This is a genomic window from Anabaena sp. WFMT (assembly GCF_051781005.1).
Taxonomy (GTDB): domain Bacteria; phylum Cyanobacteriota; class Cyanobacteriia; order Cyanobacteriales; family Nostocaceae; genus Anabaena.
Genome location: NZ_JBPWOA010000022.1, coordinates 141,306 through 162,614, shown reverse-complemented (window position 1 = coordinate 162,614; position 21,309 = coordinate 141,306). Strand labels below are relative to the sequence as shown.

Sequence of the window (21,309 nt, the reverse complement as noted above, 5' to 3'; positions counted from 1 at the left end):
TCACTCCGTACTCTGCTCTAAGGGACTTCCAGAAAATAAATGATCTCATCTTGTGGTGCAGGCCGAAAAGCCTGCTAAATAATACAAGGACGGGCAGGATGCCCATCCCACAAGATTGGATCATCTTTTTTGTGGAGTTCTCTTAAGAGGATGTTTGAAAAGTGGTGACTGATTTATTAAAAACTTTATATCCTCCTAAATCCTCCTTTTTAAGGAGGACTTTAAGCAGGTTATTCCCCTTTTTTTAAGGTGGATTAGGGGGGATCTAGATACAAGCGTAGACTTTTCAAACACCCTTTAAGCAAGCTACAACATGACTAAGCATTTTATTTCTTGGAACACTATAATAGAAAATATAATAATATGTAAAATTCTGTAAAAATTGTCATCTTACTAAAGATATATCAATTGTTTATTCCATTAGCAAGAAGCTTTTATAAGCTTATATATCTAGAGTAAATCCAAGCAAATATAGAATTCATATTTTTCTATATTTTACCGACAAAGTTACTGTTTAATCATTGTCAATAACTTCAATTTCTATTTAGGAAATTCTATTTAGGAAACTACCATTATGACCACCCAAGAACAGCTACATCAATGGCAGGAATTAGCCCAACAGTTGCGTGTTGATAGTATTCGCGCTACGACTGTCGCCGGTTCTGGTCATCCTACTTCTTCTATGTCTCCCGCTGATTTAATGGCAGTTTTATTATCTAAATATCTCCACTACGACTTCGATCATCCAGATAACCCGAATAACGATCGCTTTATTCTCTCTAAAGGACACGCTGCACCGTTGTTGTATTCGATGTATAAAGCAGCAGGCGTGATTTCTGACCAAGAATTACTATCTCTACGCCAGCTTGGTAGTCGCTTAGAAGGTCATCCTACACCTGTTTTCCCTTGGGTAGATGTAGCTACAGGTTCTCTAGGACAAGGCTTACCCATTGGTGTGGGAGTGGCTTTAGCAGGTAAATATTTAGACCAATTACCCTACAACATTTGGGTATTATTGGGGGATAGTGAAACAGCAGAAGGTTCGGTTTGGGAAGCTTTTGATCATGCCTCTCACTATAGTTTAGATAATTTAATTGCGATTATTGATGTCAATCGTCTCGGTCAACGTGGTCAAACTGAATTAGGCTGGAATACACAAGCTTATGCTAATCGTGCCAAGGCTTTTGGCTGGCAAGCTATAGAAATTGATGGTCACAATTTAACAGAAATTGATCAAGCATTTAGTGCTGCTGTGGCTGTAAATGACCGTCCCACAGTGATTATTGCTAAGACAAAAAAAGGTAAAGGAGTAAAGACTTTAGAAGATATAGGCGGTTGGCATGGTAAAGCTTTGAAAGCAGAACAGGAACAACAAGCTGTTGCCGAATTGGGTGGAGAACGTCACATTACTATCACTGTTGATCAACCAGAATCACATAGCCAACCAGCTGTACTAGGAGTACCTCAACCCCTACAACTGCCCACATATAAAAAAGATCAGAAAGTTGCTACCCGTCGCGCTTATGGTGATGCTTTATTAGCTTTGGGAACATCACAACCTGATGTAGTTGTCCTGGATGCTGAGGTGAATAATTCCACATATGCTGAAGATTTCGCTGAAGCCTTTCCTGAACGCTACTTTGAAATGTACATTGCTGAACAGCAAATGATAGCAGCAGCGGTAGGTTTGCAGGTAAGAAAATACAAACCCTTTGCTTCTACCTTCGCAGCATTTTTAACTCGTGCTTATGACTTTGTTCGCATGGCGGCTGTATCTCGTGCCAACATTAAGTTAGTCGGTTCCCATGCTGGTGTCTCTATTGGTCAAGATGGTGCTTCTCAAATGGGATTAGAAGATTTAGCGGCTTTTCGCGCTGTGTGGAATAGTACTGTGTTGTATCCTAGTGATGCTAATCAAACTGCTAAACTAGTAGCACAGATGAGCGATGCCTACGGCAAGCAAAGCGATCGCACTGGCATAGTTTATCTTCGCACCACCAGAGAAAGCACGCCTGTAATTTATAGCAGTGAAGAAACATTTCCCATTGGTGGTAGCAAAACTCTCCACCGTTCCCACGAAGATCAAGCCACTGTTATAGGTGCAGGTATTACCCTCCACGAAGCCCTCAAAGCTTACGACAAATTGAAAAATGAAGGGATCAAAGTCCGCGTTATTGATGCCTATTCCGTTAAACCCATAGATGTGCAAACATTACGTCAAGCCGCAAAAGATACTAACGGTAACTTAATAGTTGTGGAAGACCATTGGCTAGAAGGTGGTTTAGGTGACGCTGTGTTGGATGCCTTTGCCGGTAATAGTAGCACTCATCCTTACAAAGGTTCGCAACTGCAAATTATTAAACTCGCAGTTCGAGATATGCCCACTTCCGGTACACCAGAAGAACTACTCCATGCTGCTAAAATTGATGCTGATGCCATTGTGGAAACTGTGAAATCGCAAGTTAGACAACTGGTGGGAGTATCTTAGGAGACTTCCAAATAAAAAAGTCGTTTTGATGCTATCGGTAGGGGTAAAGCAAAAGCTCATTGGTGTAAACTTAACGTAAGGGAACTCCACAAAAAAGATGAACTGCTTGCAGCAGCGCTTCGCTATCCAATTTGTGAAATCAAAACGACTTTTCCTCCCCCTGCACCCTGCCCCCTGCCCTCACAAATACGGGATATTTTTTTATTTGCAAGTCTCTAAAACCTATAACCCGACTAGGAATCAATTCCCAGTCTCATAGCAAAAGTCATCTAAAGAGATGACTAAAAATGCGAAAAAATCCCCAGTTTACTTTAGTAAACTTTAGTTATTAGCCCGGAAATTCATTTCTGGGCGGGTGTGGAGTCCAACAAATAAGCTATTTCTAGCTTAAGTTGATACCTATAAGCATGGCTAAACCCCTACACATCTAGGTTTTCCCTTATTTTGCAAAAGTCAATTTCCCAACGGCGTTTAGTATAAATAATATTGACAAAAAGCTTGACTCCATTTAGCATTGACCACTGATGACCGATATTACCAATTAAAGGTGGTGTAATGGTGCAGGGGAGAAAATGTGGTCAAGTTTTAGAGATCGCTTTCAGCACTGCGCTTGGCGCGATCGCTCTCTTATTATCTCATCCTCTGACAGCGATTGCATCTGTCAAAAATCTCAACATTAATCCTGCACCATCAATAGCCCAGCAGCAAACTTTCACTCCAGCACAAGAAGAAGCGATTGCTGAAGCAAAACAATTATTTGCAGAGGCCGGAAAACTGCAACAACAAGGAACAGCAGAATCATTTCAGCAAGCAATCACCAAATATGAAGCCGCACTCAAAATTTGGCGCAAATTGGGAGTCAGTTCTTCTGAGGCAGCTACACTTGTAGGATTAGGAGGGATTTATCTTGATTTAAACCAAATTCCTAAATCCTTAGAATATTATCATCAAGCATTAGCTATTAGACGAAATATACAAGATACAAAAGGACAATCTACTATTATTTTGTTTATTGGTAATGCCTACGTTAAATTAGGTGAAAAACAAAAAGCTATTGAATTTTATCAGCAATCTCTATCTATTCTGAAAACCGAGAAAAATCAAGACTATATTATTTTTGTACTTGATGCTATTGCCAAAACTTATGCAAGTATTGGAGACACAAACAAAGCCTTAGATTATTATAATCAACAATTAGAGATTCAGCGGGCTAATAATGATAAATCTGGAGAAGCAGATACATTAGAAAGTATTGCTACAAACTATGCAAATTTAGGAGAAATCAAACAAAGCATTAACTATTTAAATCAGTCTTTAGAAATTCGCCGTCAACTAAAAGACTTATCTGGACAAGCCAAAGGTCTGGGAATGTTGGGTTTATTATATGGTTATGCTGGTCAAACAGAACTAAGTATTAATTCCTTAAATCAAGCTTTAGAGATACAAAAAACAACACAGAAAAACCTTTCTGGTCTAGATTTACAATTGAATTTATTACAACAATCAACTATTCTTTCTAGTGTAGCTGGAACTTATCTAACTTTTTATGAATACAGCAAATCTTTAAATGCGTTTGAAAATGCACGTTCTCTACTTAAACAAATTACCAACCCTATTTTACAACCAGAATCTTTTGAAGCTAAAATTTTATATAATATTAGTCTGATTTACCGGCAAACTGGTCAAAAACAAAAAGCACTTGATGTACTAAATCAAGCATTAGAACTACAACGCAAAAGCAAAAGTCCTGAAGAAGCCAGAACTCTGACATCTCTTGCAGATGTTTATCAATCAACTGGTGAATATCAAAAAGCAATTGATTTTTATAACCAAGCATTGACAATTCAGCGACAAACACAGAATTTTCTAGAAGAAGCAACAACCTTGAGATATATTGCTAAAATATATCAATATTTAGGCAATTATCAGTTGAGTATTGAAACTTTAAATCAAGCATTAACGAAGTTTCAAAAAATGGACGATTTCAGTGGTTTAGCTCAAACCATGAATAATATTGGAGATGTTTATAAAGAATTAAAAGATTATAAATCAGCATTGAAATATTATACCCAAGGATTAGAAATATCCCGAAAATTGGAAGATATTAACCAAGAATTAGCGATAACAACAGGGATAATTAGAGTACATGAAGAATTAAAAAATTATCCCCAAGCCTTAGATGCTGCTAACAAAATATTGATTGCGTCACGTCAACGCAAAAATAGCTTTAGTGAAGCCACAGCTTTAGCTTATTTGGGGAGAATTTATTTAGCGTCAGGAGATGATCAAAAAGCCCTAGAAGCTTCACGTCAGGCTTTATCTGGATTTGAAAAATTGGGTTATCCTGCGGCACAAGCTAATATATTTGGTAATATCGCTAAAACTTACAATTCCTTAAAACAGTATCAACCAGCGATTGAGACTTATCATCAAGAATTGCAACTCAGGCAAAAATTGGGCGATCGCACCGGAGAAGCTGATACACTCTACTATATCGCCCTCACAGAGCGCAATCGAGGCAATTTAGCCGCTGCCATTACCCCCATTGAAAAAACCATTCAAATAGTCGAAAGCATTCGCACCACAGTCACCAGCCAAGACTTACGCACATCCTACTTTGCCACAGTCCAGAAATATTACCAATTTTACATCGACCTGTTGATGCAACTGCACAAACAACAACCATCAAAAGGTTATAATGCGATCGCACTCCAAGCCAGTGAACGCGCCCGCGCCCGGAGTTTATTAGAAATTCTCAACGAAGCCAATGCAGACATCCGCCAAGGTGTAGATCCTCAACTCCTCACCCAAGAACGCAACCTCCAACAACAACTTGATGCTTTAGAAAAACGCCGCATTGAAATATCAAGCAAACCTGACAACGCCAAACAAGAACAAGCATTCCAACAAGAAACAACCAATCTATTAGAACAATATCGCCAAATCCAAGCAAAAATCCGCGCCACCAGCCCCCGTTACGCAGCCCTCACCCAACCCCAGCCATTAACACTCAAAGAAATTCAACAGCAAGTATTAGATGAAAATACCTTGCTTTTAGAATACTCCCTTGGTGAAGAACGCAGTTATCTTTGGGCAATTACAAAAACAAGTATTTCTAGTTATGAACTTCCTCAAAGTGCAGAAATAGAAACCCTAGTTAAAAACTTCCGTAACGAAATTGTCAAACCTACATCAAATAAAAAAACAATAACTACAGCAGCAGCATCTTTAACACAAATATTGTTAACACCCATAGCCCAACAATTAGGAAAAAAACGCTTAGTTATAGTTGGTGATGGTGCTTTACAATATATACCGTTTGCAGCTTTAACAATACCAAATACCCAAACATACCAACCATTAATTCTCAATCACGAAATTATCACTTTACCATCAGCTTCTACAGTTGCACTACTGAGACGGGAACAACAAACAAAGAAAACTGCAACTAAAACCTTAGCACTTTTAGCAGATCCAGTATTTACAAAAGATGATGAACGGCTTAATATTGACAGACAATTACCTAAAATACAGGAAAATAACAACTTAAATAGCCTAGCATTGAAAAGAGCCATACTCAATACAGCTATAAAATTTCAAAGATTACCTTTTACCCGCCAAGAAGCCCAAGAAATTTTAGAATTAGTTCCAGAAAATAAAAAATTACAAGCTTATGATTTTGCGGCTAATCGAGAATTTGTTACCAATAAACAACTGAGCGAATATCGAATTTTACACTTTGCAACTCATGGGATTTTTAACAGCGAACAACCAGAATTATCAGGAATAGTTTTATCTCTATTTGATGATCAAGGAAAACCGCAAAATGGTTTTTTACGTCTTCACGATATTTTCAACCTTAACTTATCAGCAGATTTGGTAGTTTTGAGTGCTTGTCAAACAGGTTTAGGACAGGAAATCAAAGGAGAAGGATTGGTAGGATTAACAAGGGGATTTATGTATGCAGGTAGTCCTAGAGTTGTAGTAAGTTTGTGGAATGTCGATGATCAAGCCACATCATTACTAATGCGGAAATTTTATCAAAAAATGCTCACAGGTGGATTGAAACCCTCTGCGGCATTGAGACAAGCGCAGATTGAGATGTTACAGGATGAGCGTTTTTCTAAACCTGATTATTGGGCAGCTTTTACCTTACAGGGTGAGTGGAGGTAATAAATCAAAAAGCCTAAATAAATTAAAATCAAAGATAGATTTATAGCGTTTTTGGATAAAATTATAAAAACACTTATTTTCAACTATTAATAGAAAATCAATATTCCTAAATGCTAAAACCATCTCTGTCCTGTTTAAATTATTGTCCTCTTGCTTTCTTGGTTTGTACATTGTTATTGTCCTCTCCTGGTGTAGCAACTACTGGCTATAAGTCTGTCAAGATAGCCCAACAAACACAGACAACATCATCAAATTTCAAAATTTCTGCTGACAAAGCCTTTGCAGAGGCAGACAAACTATATCAAATAGGCTCAGTAGAATCATTGAAACAGGCAATTACAAAATTTGAACAAGCAGTCATACTATATAGTCAAGCTGGTGAAAAAGGGTTAGAAGCCTTATCTCTTGCTTATATGGGCTATATCTACTCGTCCTTGGGAGAAAAGCAGAAAGCATTGGAGTTCTACAACCAAGCATTACCCATATTCAGGGAGGTAGGGGATAAAGGTGGGGAAGCTAGTCTCCTCACTGTCATGGGCTTAGTCCACTCCGACTTGGGAGAAAAGCAGAAAGCATTAGATTTCTATAACCAAGCATTGCCCATATTAAGGGTAGTGGGCAACAGAATTATGGAAAACAGTATCCTCAGTGTCATGGGCTTAGTCCATTCCGACTTGGGAATATTAAGGGCGGTGGGAAATAGAAGCATGGAAGCCACTACCCTCAACAACATTGGCTTAGTCTATTCCGACTTGGGAGAAAAGCAGAAAGCATTAGATTTCTATAACCAAGCATTACCCATATTCAGGGTAGTGGGAAATAAAAATATGGAAGCCACTACCCTCAGCAACATTGGCTTAATCTATTCCGACTTGGGAGAAAAGCAGAAAGCATTAGATTTCTACAACCAAGCATTCCCTATATTAAGGGCAGTAGGAAATAGAGGTATGGAAGCCACTAATCTCAAAAACATTGGCTTAGTCTATTCCGACTTGGGAGAAAAGCAGAAAGCATTGACATTCTACAACCAAGCATTGCTTATGTATAGGTCAGTAGGAGATAGAGTAGGTGAAGCGAATACTAACCGCAACCTTGCGTCTCTACAACGTAGCCAAGGGAACCTCGCTGAAGCTTTTCAGCAGATGCAGTATGCCATCAATATTATTGAAGAATTACGCACTAAAATCACTAGTCCAGAATTACGCACTTCTTACTTTGCCACTGTCCAAAGTTATTACAAATTCTATATTGACCTATTGATGCAGCTACACAAACAGCAACCATCAAAAGGATACGATGCGATCGCACTGCAAGCCAGCGAAAGCGCCCGCGCCCGTAGTTTGTTAGAACTTATTACAGAAGCTAATGCCGATATTCGTACTGGTGTAGATGCCAAATTACTGCAAGCAGAACGGAATATACAACAACAACTTGATAATCATGAAAAACACCGTATTCAATTACTCAGTGGTAAATACACATCAGAACAAAAACGAGCTTTAGAAACACAAACCGCTAAACTTTTAGACCAATATCAAGACATTCAAACAAAAATCCGTATTAACAGCCCTCGTTATGCTGCTATTACTCAACCACAACCATTGACATTAGCACAAATTCAACAACGAGTCTTAGATGAAGATACCATACTTTTAGAATATTCTCTAGGTGAAGAAAAGAGTTATCTTTGGGCAATTACTAAAAGAGGAATGACAAGTTATGAACTTCCTAAAAGTGGCGAGATAGAAACCTTAGTTAAAAACTTCCGTAATGAAATTGTCAAACCTTCATCAAATAAAAAAACAATCGTTAAAGCATCTGCACAATTAACAAAAATCTTAATAGAACCAGTAGCAGAAAAGTTAGGTAATAAAAGATTAGTTATCGTTGGTGATGGGGCTTTGCAATATTTACCCTTTACAGCTTTATCAATACCCAATAGCCAGAAATATCAACCATTAATAATCAATCACGAAATTGTCACTTTACCATCAGCTTCTACAGTCGCACTGCTTCGCACTGAACAAAAAGGACGTAAAACCGCACTGAAAAGTTTAGCAATGTTAGCAGATCCGGTGTTTACAACTGATGATCAACGTTTTATTGATAAAGGAAAACCAACAAAACTAAACACAGATAATTTAGAAAATCTGGTTTTAAAAAGAGCCGTAGGTAATACAGAAATCCAATTTAACCGTTTACCATTTACTCGCAAAGAAGCAGAAACAATTTTAAAGTTGGTTCCTAAAAATCAAAGTTTACAAGCTTATGATTTTTCTGCTAATCGTGATTTTGTAACAAATCCCCAACTCAGCCAATATCGAATAATTCATTTTGCTACTCACGGTATTATAGACAGTAAACAACCGGAATTATCCGGTTTAGTCTTATCACTATTTAATGATAAAGGTAAACCAGAAAATGGCTTTTTACGTTTGCATGATATTTTCAATTTAAACCTATCAGCAGATTTGGTAGTTTTGAGTGCTTGTCAAACTGGTTTAGGTGAAGAAATCAAAGGAGAAGGATTAGTTGGTTTAACAACTGGTTTTATATATGCAGGTAGTCCTCGCGTGGTGATGAGTTTGTGGAATGTCGATGATGAGGGGACTTCGGTACTGATGGAAAAATTTTATCAAAAAATGCTCAAAGATGGTTTAAAACCCTCTGCGGCATTAAGACAAGCACAGATTGAGATGTTACAGGATGAGCGTTTTTCTAAACCTGATTATTGGGCTGCTTTTACCTTACAGGGTGAGTGGCGATGATTCAATAAATCACAGTATCAATCGAAAATTTTTAACTCGTAACCAAATAGCCATCTTCCATCTTAACTATGCGATCAGCGATATCTAAAATGCGGTTATCATGGGTGACAAGCAAAATTGTACAACCTTGCTCTTTAGCTAATTGCTGCATTAAATTGACCACATCTCGTCCCGATTTACTATCTAAAGCTGCTGTGGGTTCATCCGCTAAAACAAGTTGAGGATGATGTACCAAAGCACGAGCGATCGCAACTCGTTGTTTTTGTCCCCCAGAAAGTCCATCAGGATAATAATTCAATCTTTCGCCTAAACCCACAGTAGTTAACATAGCTGCGGCGATAGCTTGCGCCTCTCGAAAGGAAATACTATGATTATTTTCAAAAGGTATTTGCACATTTTGTTGAGCAGTCAGAAAACCTAACAAATTGTGCGCTTGAAAAATATAACCAATATTTCGCCGCACCTGCACCATATCATTTTTATTCGCACCACAAAGTTCTTTACCCAAAATTTTGAGGCTACCTGATTGTACAGAACGTAAACTACCAATTAAAGTTAATAAAGTAGTTTTACCAGAACCAGAAGGGCCTGTCATAATCACAATTTCTCCTGGGAGAATATCCAAATTAATATTAAACAAAGTTTGTTTTTTTAATCCCCCTTCACTATAATAGTGATTAAGGTTAGAAACAGAGATAGCCGGGAAATTATTCATAGTCTTTATTTCTAAAAAATATCAGCAGGATCAGCAGATTGTAATTTTTGCATGGCTATCAATGCAGAGATAGAACACATTAATGTTGTCAAAATAAATATCAAAACTGCTCTTTCTAAAGTCATCATGATTGGTAACAGAGTTGCCTGTTTGGTAATCATATATAAACCTTGAGCAATAGTAATTCCAGGAATAAAGCCAATAGCTGCTAGAATTAATGCTTCTTGAAATACCACAACAATTAAATAGCTATTTTTACAACCTATTGCTTTCAAAGTTGCATATTCTGGTAAATGATCAGAAACATCACTATAGAGAATTTGATACACAATTACCGCACCAACCATAAAGCCAATGATTGCACCTAATGTAAAGGTAAATCCTACAGGTGTGCTAGTATTCCAAAAGCTTTTTTCCCTAGCCATGAATTCCTGTTTAGAAATAACCTGAACATCATTTGGTAGTTTGGCTTTTAAATTGGCTATTACCCAATCTAAATTCGCTCCAGATTCTAACTTAATTAGTCCAAAATCAATTAATCCTTTCTCTCTCTTTTTTCCAAATAAGCGGAGGAAATTGACATCACTAGTGATGATATTTCCATTTACACCAAAAGAAGTACCTAAACGGAATAAACCCACAACATTAATTTGACGATTGTTTAATTCTGTGGTGACAGTATTATTAGTTTGAATTTGGGAAACAACAGTACCAAATTCTTTACGAGAACCACGATCAAATAAAACAGTATCGGCCTCTCTTAATTTGTTTAAATTCTCTTTAACTCCAGCTAAATTCACTACTTGTTCTTCTGGATTAAAGCCAATAGCATAAATATTCCAAGTTTGTTGATTATCGGGATTTTTCCAGGGAAGAGAACCTAAATAAATAGGACTTACAGATTGTACACCTGTGAAACCTAATGTTTGATATAATCTCCTTTGAGAAAATTGATCTAATGAAATTAAGGATTTATAGCGAGAACTAACTAAAACAATTTCTCCTTCTAAACTGTTATGTAGTTGTACTGCACCATCAAATAGAGCTTCACGAATGCCAAGTTGTAAAAACATTAACACATCTGCAAAAGCAATGCCAGCAATAGCAACTAGCATTCGGGATTTTTCTCTTGACAACTGTAACCATGCTAGTGGTATTTTGCGTTTCCACATATTTTTTCTAATCCGAATTATTATTTAATTGAATTGCTACTTTTACTTTAGAGTTAGTTAAAGTTGTAACTCGTTGACTAGATTCTGGATTGAGGCGGATTTTAACTTCTACAACTCGCGCATCTATATCAGCCGCAGGATCAGTATTGAGTACATCTTTCTTGGCGATTAATAATCCTACTTCTTCAACATTTCCTGCTAATATTCCCGGTAAATTGAGTTGAGTAATAGTTGCCGATTGTCCTATTTTTACGCTATTAATATCGGCTTCATATACTTCAGCAACTACATACATTTGCTCAGTTTTTCCAATTTCTACAATGCCTTTATCACTGACAATTTCTCCTCCCCAAGTATGAACTTTAAGAATTTTTCCATCTTGGGGAGAACGCACATAAGCTAAATCTACATCTGCTTGAGCTTCACGGACTGCGGCTTTTGCACTTTCTATTTCGGCGACTGCTATTTGGATATCGGTGGGACGTATTTCTGCAATTTGATTTAAAGTTGCTCTGGCTTGTCTGAGTTTTTCTCTGAGGGTTTCTGATGTCTGAATCCGGTTAGCAATAGCTTCTTGCAGATTTGCTTCTGCTGTTTCTAAAATCAATTTTTTACTATCACGGATGGATGTAGAAATAGCACCTTCTACTTGTAAGTATTCATGCCGTTGATATTCTAATTGAGCATTTTTTACTTCTGCTTCCAACCGTTTGACTGTGGCTATTCTTGCTGCACTTTGTTGACGTAATTCTGCTTCTAATTCACTAATTGTCGCTATTTGGGTGGCGATTTCTCCCTGCTTTGCACCAGCTTTTACCCGTGCTAATTGAGATTCGGCTACTTTGACTTGTTGCTTGGCGCGATTTAGTGCTGCTAAACGGCGATCGCTACTATCCAAAATAGCAATTACTTGTCCTTTCTTAATGTTTTCACCTTGCTTAACTAATAGTTCATCGACTCGGTTACTACCCACGATTTGCGACACCGACACTTGAATAACTTCCCCTTGGGGTTCAATTCTTCCCAAAGCCGTAACCGCTTTAATTGCTGGAAGACTTTCTGCTGCTAGGGTGGTGGCGTTCTGATCGCTATTTTGTCTCCTGATTAAAAAATATGATGATGCTGCAATACTGGTGACAGCTAAAACTAGGGTACTAACAATGAGCGATCGCACTGACAAGTTAGCTTGCTTGGGATACTTGGAGGTTTTGGCTGGTTCTAGGTCAAAATTCTGCACTTAAGTCTCCACCTGAATTAATTTACTCAATTTAGTTAATTAAACTTTTTTTATTCAACTTGTTGTGTACAAAATTTAGTGTAACCTAAAGAAAATATCTGTCAAGTAGTTTTTTATGGGTTTACCGCAAGCCATTTTGACCTGTTTAATTGAAAAACCCCATAGTGGCTATGACCTTTCCAAGGTATTTAGCGAATCAATCGGTTGTTTTTGGAACACATCACAACAGCAAATTTACCGGGAACTGAGCAAATTAGAATCACAGGAGTTAATTGTTTCCGAGATTATTCCCCGTCAAGGACGCTTAGATAAAAAAATCTACTCAATTACAGAATTAGGTAAACAGCATTTATTAGAGTGGATGCGACAACCCAGCGAACCCGACATAATTAGAGAAGACATATTAGTAAAAGTTTTTTCTGGTAGTTTAGTACCAGCTAGTGTACTGATAGAAGATGTAAAACGCCGTCGTCAAATACATATAGAAAAATTGTCCAAATATCGGCAAATTGAGCAAGAGAAATTCCCTAATCCAGAAACATTAACTAGAAAACAAAAGCTCAGATATTTAGTTTTAAATGCGGGTATTCGTTATGAATTAGAATGGATAGATTGGTGTGATGAAGCCTTAGAGGTTATCAAAGATCCTCAACAATAATCAACCAAATATACCCCTGAACATTTAAAATATATATCTCCATTTTTTCTATTATTTATTTTTCGGGGATTGATACCTGATACCGTTTCTTTCAGTATTTAACCGAACATGATATTAGAGGATGGTTGAAAAGTCACAAAGTATACGAGAAACCCCTTTCCATAAACGCATAGAGGCTTCCCGTAGAGTACCTCTCCCCTAGAGAGACTTTGATTCTTACTTCCCAAATCTTGTAGGGAAGAGATTAGAGTTAGGTTTCCAAGGCTTTGATGTTACCAAAAATACTTTTCAAACGTCCCCTAAGAGGGTTATCCAAAGATTGTGTATCTGAACTGAGTAGTATTACTTCCCTTTTATCTACTTCTCTATCTTTAGTTCTATTTCTATCAGCAATCTCATATCTCACCAGACTTCAGTCATCAGCAAGAGGACAAATAGAAAAATAATTTCTACTATTGTGAATAGAAATAAGCAAAATTTGGTTGCAAACACAGTATGCCGCTTCATAAACTCGAAAATTTTGATCCCAACTATCGGGAAACTTTTGGAGGAGATGATATTAAAACCTTGCATCTCTACACAGAAGGTGGAGTAAAAATCGGTAAAATTAATAATGCCTTAGTTGATGATGATGGAAGATTTCGATATCTAGTCATTGAGACTAATATAGGATCTAACTTTGAGAAAAACATATTACTACCTATTGGACTCGCTCACATCAATTATCCGGCAAAATCTGTTTATGTTGATGGACTAAGTAAACAGCAAGTAGAACAATTACCTGAGTACCATGAAAACATAGTTGTTGATCATGATTATGAAGAACAGGTACGCAGTGTTTATCGCTCTCCTAGTGGTGCTGTAAATTATAATCCTGAAACTTACACTTACGAACAAGAACCGCATTTATATGCTTTGCATGATCAATATCATCAAACTCTCAAACTGTATGAAGAACGTTTAATTACCAATAAACACCGTGTCAAAACCGGAGAAGTAGCAGTTGGTAAACATATTGAAACAGAAACAGCACGGGTTACAGTACCTATTCAAAAAGAACGTGTTGTCATTGAGCGAGTTCAACCCACAGGTGCAGAAACGTTAGTAGATCCTAATGAAATCCATTTTCAAGAAGGGGAAGTAGCTCGCATAGAAGTTTATGAAGAAACACCAGAAATTCATAAAGAAGCATTTGTTCGAGAAGAAGTGCGAGTGAGAAAAGTAGTAGATCGGGATATGGTAGAAGCGCAAGATGTCATTCGCAGGGAGGAGCTAGATATTGATACTTCTGGTACATTACATTTACAGGAAAATAGTGATAAAGTCAATCACTGAAAATGTTTACATGGTAGTGTACAATTCCTGATTTTTGATTAGATTTGATTGGAATTTATCAACTATAGCAATCCTAATTTAATTTATTTGTGTACGAGTTTAACATTGTTAAACCCTAGCCTAATAGAGGAATAGTAATGAATTTGTGAAATACATTTAGGGTTTTGATGGATATTTTCTACTCTACATATATTTTAAAAATTAAATAGGATTGCTATATAACTTCAAGTAAATCTGTAGTTAGATTTGGTAATAATAACCAAGAATCTAGAGTTTGAGTGATTAAAGCGATTAATCTGAGATGGCACGCTGCACCATGTAACCTATAGGAATATAACTACAGCACAATTTTGCCAATATTCTTTAATGTTTGTATTACTATCACCAGCAGTATCTATCACTTTTGATAATTCTATTCCCAAAATAATTCATTCAATAGAAAGAGGAAAAATAGCGAATGAATTTGTAGCATAAAAATCAAGAAATGCTGTGATATTCCGAGGTTAAAATATAATGGTTCTTTACAAATTAGAAGACTTTGATCCTCAGTACCGCGATAGTTTTGAAGGTAATGACATTAAGGGTCTAGGAGTATATACAGAAAGCACAGATGAAAAGATAGGTACTGTACATGATGCTTTAGTTGACGAAGAAGGACATTTTCGCTATTTAGTAGTTGACTTAGGCTTCTGGATTTTTGGGAAGAAAGTTTTGATGCCTATTGGACGTACCCGCATCGACTATAATACTAAGCGTGTTTATGCTATTAGTTTAACAAGAGATCAAGCAGAAAATTTACCTGAGTTTAACGAACGTTTAGCGACAGATTACGACTACGAAGAACGGGTACGTGGAGTATATCGCAATCCCCAGTACCGCACCTCAAGTGTAGAAGCATCAGACCGCCTAGAATCACCAACACCTGTAGAATCCACAGGGGTAGGAAGAACCTCTGCAAGAACTACATCAACCGACAACCGGGATACTTATCGCTACGAACAGGAACCTGAGTTATTCGATTTAAATGAGCAAAATAATCAAAATCTGAAATTGTATCAAGAACGGCTGATTACCAGTAAACATCGCCGCAAAATGGGAGATGTTACCGTTGGGAAGCACGTAGAAACCGAAACTGCACGAGTATCAGTACCCGTAGAAAGAGAACACGTTGTTGTCGAACGTATCACACCTGAAGATGCTGGTAGAGCCGTAGCTCCCGGTCAAGCCGACTTCCGAGAAGGTGAAGTAACTCGTGTGGAAATCTACGAAGAAACACCAGAAGTTCGGAAAGAAGCTTTTGTACGTGAAGAAGTTAGAGTCAAAAAAGTTGTAGAGCAAGACACCGTTGAAACTCAAGCAACTGTACGTCGTGAAGAATTAGATGTGAATGCGCCTAATCTACCTATTGAAGAACGATAATTTTGACTTTGAGCAAAATGAATTCATTCATAACTAATTAATTAATCAAAGCCAGTACAGGTGGGGCTTTTTATCAGCTTTACCTGTATTTGTAATTGGATACATTGTCAGCACTCAGAATCAGAAAAAGAATGTATGAAATTCTCACTACCAAACATTTAATATAAATATTCTGTACTGAAAGACCGAAAGATATTTACAACTGAAATAGATTTGTTTTTAAATAAATAGCCACATCATAAAAAAAATATATGCTTGAATATTTAAATTCAGAAACACCTGGTGAACAAAAACAATCCAAAAATACCTCTATGGAAGAGCAAGAGAAAATTATTCCTCTTCTGGAAGAAAGATTGTTTGTTGGTAATAGCAAACAAAAAATTGGAGAAGTAATTGTTCGCAAACAAATCGAAACTCAGATGATACAAATTCCTGTCCGTCGGGAAAAACTGATTATTGAGCAAGTAAGCCCAGAACATAAACAACTAGCCGAGATAGATTTAAATGAAGGAGATATTTCGGAAATTTTAACTACAGCAGAAACATCGGAAGTGACCAATTTTGAAAGTGGTTTAATTGTTAGTGGAGAGTTCAGTTCACCAAAAATTGCCAGCTTAATTTTAAATGCTATCAACCTAGAAAAAGATCAGGGCTGTCAGCACATAAAAATATCAATCCTCGTAGAGAATGAGTCCCAACAACAAAGGTATCAAGAATGGTTTAACCGTTGTACTTCTAGTTAGTTATCGGGTGGGCAATGCCCACCTTTTTCATGAATTATGAGGTGTATATCTTTTTCGATTATATATTGCAAAAGCTAACACTAAAAATGTTAGCCCTCCTGCTAAGTATAAAGGATAGCCATAGGTTATAGGGTTAGATTGTTTTACAATCAGTCCGGCAATTACAGGACCAATAGCATTAGAGATACTTAAATAAGAAGCATTCAAGCCCAATACAGTTCCCTGAAGATCAGGTTTAGCATTGAGAGAAATTAAAGTGCTAATCATTGGTTGTACGAGAGAATTAAACAGCGAAAATAAGATGCTGATAATTACAAAATAAGTAATATTAGGCCAAACAGGCATTAATGCAAATGATAGACTACGAAAGAATAGACCTAAAAACAAAATTTTAACTACATCAAATTTCTTGCTCATCACAGACACTCCCCAGGTTTGCATAATTACTCCTAGTGTGCCAAAGACTAAAAATAGGAGTGTTAAAGACTGACTAGTTTGATCTAAAACCTTGATAAAGTAAGGTTGAAAAGCATAGGTAAACATAGTAAAAGTCGTACCAGTTAAAAAATTAATGAATAGCAAAATGCCAACTCCTGGCATTACTAAACCTTTAATTAAATTTCCTAAACCCAAATCGAATATATTACTAGATTTTGTAGCCTTATTTTTGAGAGTTTCGGGTAAGAAGAAAATAGTCATTAGCAAAGCCACAAGCGCAACTCCACCAGAAACTAAAAATGCAGTTCCCAAAGAAATTTGCTGTGCTAATAAACTGATAGCTGGCCCTAAAACAAAGCCTAAACCCATTGCAGCCCCATAAATACCAAATGCCTGGGCGCGATTTTTAGGACTGGTAATATCGGAAATTACCGCTTGAGCCACAGAAGCATTACCACCTGTGATCCCATCTAAAAATCGGGCAAAAAATAACAGGCTTGCAGTTGTTGCAGTTCCAGCTATACAGTTGGCAATGACAGTCCCGGCTAAACTTATTATTAATAAAGGCTTCCTGCCAAAACGGTCAGAAAGTTTGCCAATGACAGGAGTTGCAAAAAATTGAGCTATAGAGTAAATAGAAAATAATAGACTGGTTTGGAAATCGCTCAGGCCAAATTGTTTGCCATAAAGATAGATAATAGGAATTAAAATCGTCAGACTCAGGGAGTTAACAAAGGCAATTAAAGCAGTAATCCAAAAATTGCGATTCATCAGTAATTAATAACCACCAGGTTTATACTTTATGGCTGTATTCAACTCCAGTCATAGTACCATTCACCATGCTTTCAACTACTGTTCATGAAATTTAGACACAAAAAACCTTCCCGAAAGCGCCAACAGCCTAGAATTCCACGAGTTCATATCAAAATCCACAATGGACAATTTGAAATTATGGGTATGGGGGTATGGCATTCATACTGGCGTGATCCTTACCATTTACTACTAACTATTCCCTGGTCTGGCTTCTTGATCCTAATTTGTATTTTTTATGTAGCTATTAATACTCTATTTGCTTTGGCTTATAGATTAGGAGGAGATTGTATCGCTAATGCTCAACCTGGTTCTTTTCTAGATGCCTTTTTTTTTAGTGTGCAAACCTTGGCATCTATTGGCTATGGTGCAATGTATCCAACCACAACTTATGCCAATATCATAGTCACTATTGAGGCGATGATCGGTGTGGTGGGAATTGCCGTGATGACAGGATTAGCTTTTGCTCGTTTTTCTCGACCAACCGCCCGTGTGATGTTTAGCCGTGTAGCGGTAATTATGCCACAGGAAGGATTACCCACTCTATTATTTCGTACTGCAAATCAGCGCCGCAATATGATTTTAGAGGCACAGATACGGCTGTATTTAATGCGTGATGAGGTAAATCAAGATGGAGCTTCTTTACGGAAAATTCATGATCTCAAGTTAGTCAGAAGCCAAACACCTAACTTCTCTTTATCTTGGACAATTATGCATATAATTGATGAATCTAGTCCTTTGTTTGGGATGACATCAGAATCACTGGTGAAGACACAATCCTTACTAATGGTTTCTGTTAGTGGTATTGATGAAACTGTGGCACAGGTTGTCCATGCTCGTCATAGTTATGCTGCTAACGATATTTTATGGAATAGCAGATTTGTCGATATTATGCACCGGACACCAGATGGACATCGCTACGTTGATTATAATTATTTCCACGATGTATTACCTGTGGATGAAGTTATTCAGTAGTACTCAGGAATCAGCACTCTTTTAAAAAAAATACAACTCTCTTGTCATTGAAAGAAATTAATAAAAGGTGCTGAAGATGCATCTTTTTTGAATCATTTTAAACATCTAAAGATTGTCTTCAGCTTTTTATGGGTCGCCCGGGATTCGAACCCGGAACTAATCGGTTAAAAGCCGAGTACTCTACCGTTGAGTTAGCGACCCTTTTGCAGTGATTTGCAACTTTCCCAATATACCATCAAAAGCATGGGTTTTGTCAAGGGGTTTTTAGAAAAAATTTGCTGTTAACTGGAAAGATGCTGTGCAACTAGCTCCTGGTGCTAACACAGTCAGGTTTTCTCCAGTGTTGAAGGCGTTGCGGGTGGCACTCCAAGGCTCTAGACAGTAGAATTCTTTGCCTTTCACTGTCCAGAAAACTAGCCAGGTAGAGAAATCATCGTAATCTAGGGTTAGCTTTAACTTGCGGCTGTTATCTGTCACAGATGCAGATTTACTAGTTAACCCTCCAAAAGCAAAATCAATTTCATCTTGGTTAAAGTCAAATTTGCCGTTAAAAGCGTGAAATTCTTTGGTTTTATTGTCTTGATACTGCACGGAAGGAATTTCTACCTCTATTTGAGATTTATCACCGCAGAGAAAATAGGGATGGAACCCAGCCGAAAAGGGCATTGGTGTGGATGACAGATTTTTATACTCCTGATGCACTACTAAGGTATTACCCCGTAATTCGTAGGTGAAAGCCAGTTCAAAGTCAAAAGGATAAACCGCTTTGGTTTCGTCGTTACTTTTGAGAACAACAGTCAAACTAGCTTTACCATCAGTTTTTTGCTCAGTTGCTTCCCAAGGTAAGTCACGAGCGAAACCATGTTGTTTGATGGTGTACTGTTTACCTTCAACGGTGTAAGTATTATCTGGTAAGTTACCGCACAGAGGAAATAAAATCGGATTTCCACCTCTGACGCTCAAATCTGGATGGGTAAAGCGTTCAGTATCTAAATAAAAGACTTCTTGACCCTGAATCCGCCAACGGGTAATGATACCACCCCGTTCAGGTACAACTTCTATTTGTGTACCAGCACTATCATCAGAAAGGATGTAGGTTTTGTATTGTTGTCGTTCAACGGCAATGGTATACACAGGTTTATTCCTAAAGTTATGGTTAATCTTGAGTACTAGTGAGTACTAAATACTGAATTTTGAAGTTTCTCTACTCAACACTCAGCACTCAATACTCGGTACTCGGTACTCAATACTCGGTACTCTCTAAACGTCTTCTGCAAAAATGAAGCGATATAACTCGCTAGGGTCTGGTTCGGGGCTGTCTTCGGCGAATTTCACGGCTTCGTCGATGATATCCTGAATTTTATTTTCAACGCCTTTTAATTCTGCTTCGTCTGCTAAATTTTTCTCCAGCAAGTAAGCGGCTAATTTTTTAATGGGGTCACGAGCAAACCAGAATTCTTTTTCTTCTTTGCTGCGGAGTTCGTCTGGGTCGGCTAGAGAGTGACCACGGAAGCGATAGGTCATGGCTTCTATGAGGGTGGGGCCTTCTCCTGCACGAGCGCGGGCTACGGCTTCTTGAGCTACTTGACGGACTGCGAGAACGTCCATTCCGTCTACTTCTACGCCTACCATGTTAAACACGCTGGCTTTTTTGTAAATTTCGGGTTGGGAAGTGGCCCGTTCGTGAGCCATGCCGATCGCCCATTTATTATTTTCTACCACAAACAGGATTGGCAGTTTCCATAGTGCTGCCATGTTTAATGTCTCGAAAAATTGACCGTTGTTAGCTGCACCATCTCCAAAGAAGCAAGCAGTTACTTGGTCGGCGTTTTTATCTCCTAAGACTTCCCGCCGGTATTTGCTTTGAAATGCTGCACCAGCTGCAACGGGAATACCTTCTGCTACGAACGCATACCCACCTAATAGGCGATGTTCGGCAGAAAACATATGCATGGAACCACCGCGCCCTTTGCTGCAACCTGTGGCTTTACCAAATAATTCTGCCATTACTTCTTTTGCTGGCACTCCTGCGCTCAAAGCATGAACGTGGTCGCGGTAGGTGCTGGAAACGAAGTCTTCGCCGGGTCGCATTGCTCCTTTGATAATGCCGCTGCAAACGGCTTCTTGACCGTTGTACAGGTGGACAAAACCAAACATTTTTCCTCTATAGTACATTTCGGCGCATTTATCTTCAAAAAAGCGACCGAGGATCATGTCTTCGTATAAGCCTAACCCTTCTGCTTTGGTAATTTGGACGGTGGCAGCATCAAAGGTGGGTAACGTGCGTTCTTGAACCATTTTTGTAAAGTATCCCTATCGTAAAAGTTAAATAATTTAGTAAGCCAGGGTTGGTAAGAGTCAACAATCAAATTTTATAA

Annotated in this window: 14 protein-coding genes and 1 tRNA gene; 8 read left to right on the top strand and 7 right to left on the bottom strand. The window is 37.8% G+C overall.

Annotation, left to right across the window (positions count from 1 at the left end; all coding sequences use genetic code 11):
• Positions 1–574: 574 nt before the first annotated feature.
• The 3 genes from ACSQ6I_RS14585 (at position 575) to ACSQ6I_RS14575 (ending at position 9,429) form a co-directional block, all read left to right on the top strand.
• Positions 575–2,488 (top strand): transketolase, encoded by a 1,914-nt coding sequence (locus ACSQ6I_RS14585; protein WP_438891036.1) that lies wholly within the window; start codon positions 575–577, stop codon positions 2,486–2,488.
• A 555-nt stretch (positions 2,489–3,043) separates the two neighbouring features.
• Positions 3,044–6,661: a CHAT domain-containing protein gene (locus ACSQ6I_RS14580; RefSeq protein WP_438891035.1), complete on the top strand. Its 3,618-nt coding sequence runs from the start codon at positions 3,044–3,046 to the stop codon at positions 6,659–6,661.
• A gap of 110 nt (positions 6,662–6,771) precedes the next feature.
• Positions 6,772–9,429: a CHAT domain-containing protein gene (locus ACSQ6I_RS14575; RefSeq protein ID WP_438891034.1), complete on the top strand. Its 2,658-nt coding sequence runs from the start codon at positions 6,772–6,774 to the stop codon at positions 9,427–9,429.
• A 31-nt stretch (positions 9,430–9,460) separates the two neighbouring features.
• Here ACSQ6I_RS14575 and ACSQ6I_RS14570 read toward each other — a convergent pair whose 3' ends face one another.
• From ACSQ6I_RS14570 to ACSQ6I_RS14560, 3 genes are read right to left on the bottom strand one after another with little or no spacing between them, the layout of a single operon-like run.
• On the bottom strand, positions 9,461–10,144 hold the full coding sequence (locus ACSQ6I_RS14570; RefSeq protein WP_438891033.1) for a DevA family ABC transporter ATP-binding protein: 684 nt from the start codon (positions 10,142–10,144) through the stop codon (positions 9,461–9,463).
• An 11-nt stretch (positions 10,145–10,155) separates the two neighbouring features.
• Positions 10,156–11,316, bottom strand: a complete 1,161-nt coding sequence (gene devC / locus ACSQ6I_RS14565; protein ID WP_438891032.1) for an ABC transporter permease DevC — start codon at positions 11,314–11,316, stop codon at positions 10,156–10,158.
• Positions 11,317–11,323: 7 nt separating this feature from the next.
• Positions 11,324–12,553 carry an ABC exporter membrane fusion protein gene (locus ACSQ6I_RS14560; protein ID WP_438891031.1) on the bottom strand — a complete coding sequence of 410 codons (1,230 nt, stop codon included), beginning with the start codon at positions 12,551–12,553 and terminating at the stop codon, positions 11,324–11,326.
• Between the two features lie 115 nt (positions 12,554–12,668).
• On the opposite strand from ACSQ6I_RS14560, the gene ACSQ6I_RS14555 reads away from it, so the two are divergent.
• From ACSQ6I_RS14555 to ACSQ6I_RS14540, 4 genes are all read left to right on the top strand, one after another.
• Positions 12,669–13,211: a PadR family transcriptional regulator gene (locus ACSQ6I_RS14555; protein ID WP_438891030.1), complete on the top strand. Its 543-nt coding sequence runs from the start codon at positions 12,669–12,671 to the stop codon at positions 13,209–13,211.
• Between the two features lie 495 nt (positions 13,212–13,706).
• Positions 13,707–14,546, top strand: coding sequence for a DUF2382 domain-containing protein (locus ACSQ6I_RS14550; RefSeq protein WP_438891029.1), 840 nt, complete (start codon positions 13,707–13,709; stop codon positions 14,544–14,546).
• Between the two features lie 513 nt (positions 14,547–15,059).
• Entirely contained in the window at positions 15,060–15,965 is a 906-nt protein-coding gene (locus tag ACSQ6I_RS14545) for a DUF2382 domain-containing protein (RefSeq protein ID WP_438891028.1), read from the top strand.
• A 251-nt stretch (positions 15,966–16,216) separates the two neighbouring features.
• On the top strand, positions 16,217–16,708 hold the full coding sequence (locus tag ACSQ6I_RS14540) for a DUF2382 domain-containing protein (protein ID WP_438891027.1): 492 nt from the start codon (positions 16,217–16,219) through the stop codon (positions 16,706–16,708).
• Between the two features lie 27 nt (positions 16,709–16,735).
• Here the strand turns inward: ACSQ6I_RS14540 and ACSQ6I_RS14535 are convergent, their stop codons facing one another.
• Positions 16,736–17,917: an MFS transporter gene (locus ACSQ6I_RS14535; protein ID WP_438891026.1), complete on the bottom strand. Its 1,182-nt coding sequence runs from the start codon at positions 17,915–17,917 to the stop codon at positions 16,736–16,738.
• An 87-nt stretch (positions 17,918–18,004) separates the two neighbouring features.
• On the opposite strand from ACSQ6I_RS14535, the gene ACSQ6I_RS14530 reads away from it, so the two are divergent.
• Positions 18,005–18,931 (top strand): ion channel, encoded by a 927-nt coding sequence (locus ACSQ6I_RS14530; RefSeq protein WP_438891025.1) that lies wholly within the window; start codon positions 18,005–18,007, stop codon positions 18,929–18,931.
• A gap of 129 nt (positions 18,932–19,060) precedes the next feature.
• Here the strand turns inward: ACSQ6I_RS14530 and ACSQ6I_RS14525 are convergent.
• The 3 genes from ACSQ6I_RS14525 to pdhA form a co-directional block, all read right to left on the bottom strand.
• Positions 19,061–19,132: transfer RNA gene (locus tag ACSQ6I_RS14525), tRNA-Lys, on the bottom strand.
• Between the two features lie 63 nt (positions 19,133–19,195).
• Positions 19,196–20,065 carry an aldose epimerase gene (locus ACSQ6I_RS14520; protein WP_438891024.1) on the bottom strand — a complete coding sequence of 290 codons (870 nt, stop codon included), beginning with the start codon at positions 20,063–20,065 and terminating at the stop codon, positions 19,196–19,198.
• Between the two features lie 126 nt (positions 20,066–20,191).
• Positions 20,192–21,229 carry a pyruvate dehydrogenase (acetyl-transferring) E1 component subunit alpha gene (gene pdhA / locus ACSQ6I_RS14515; protein WP_438891023.1) on the bottom strand — a complete coding sequence of 346 codons (1,038 nt, stop codon included), beginning with the start codon at positions 21,227–21,229 and terminating at the stop codon, positions 20,192–20,194.
• Between the last annotated feature and the right edge of the window lie 80 nt (positions 21,230–21,309).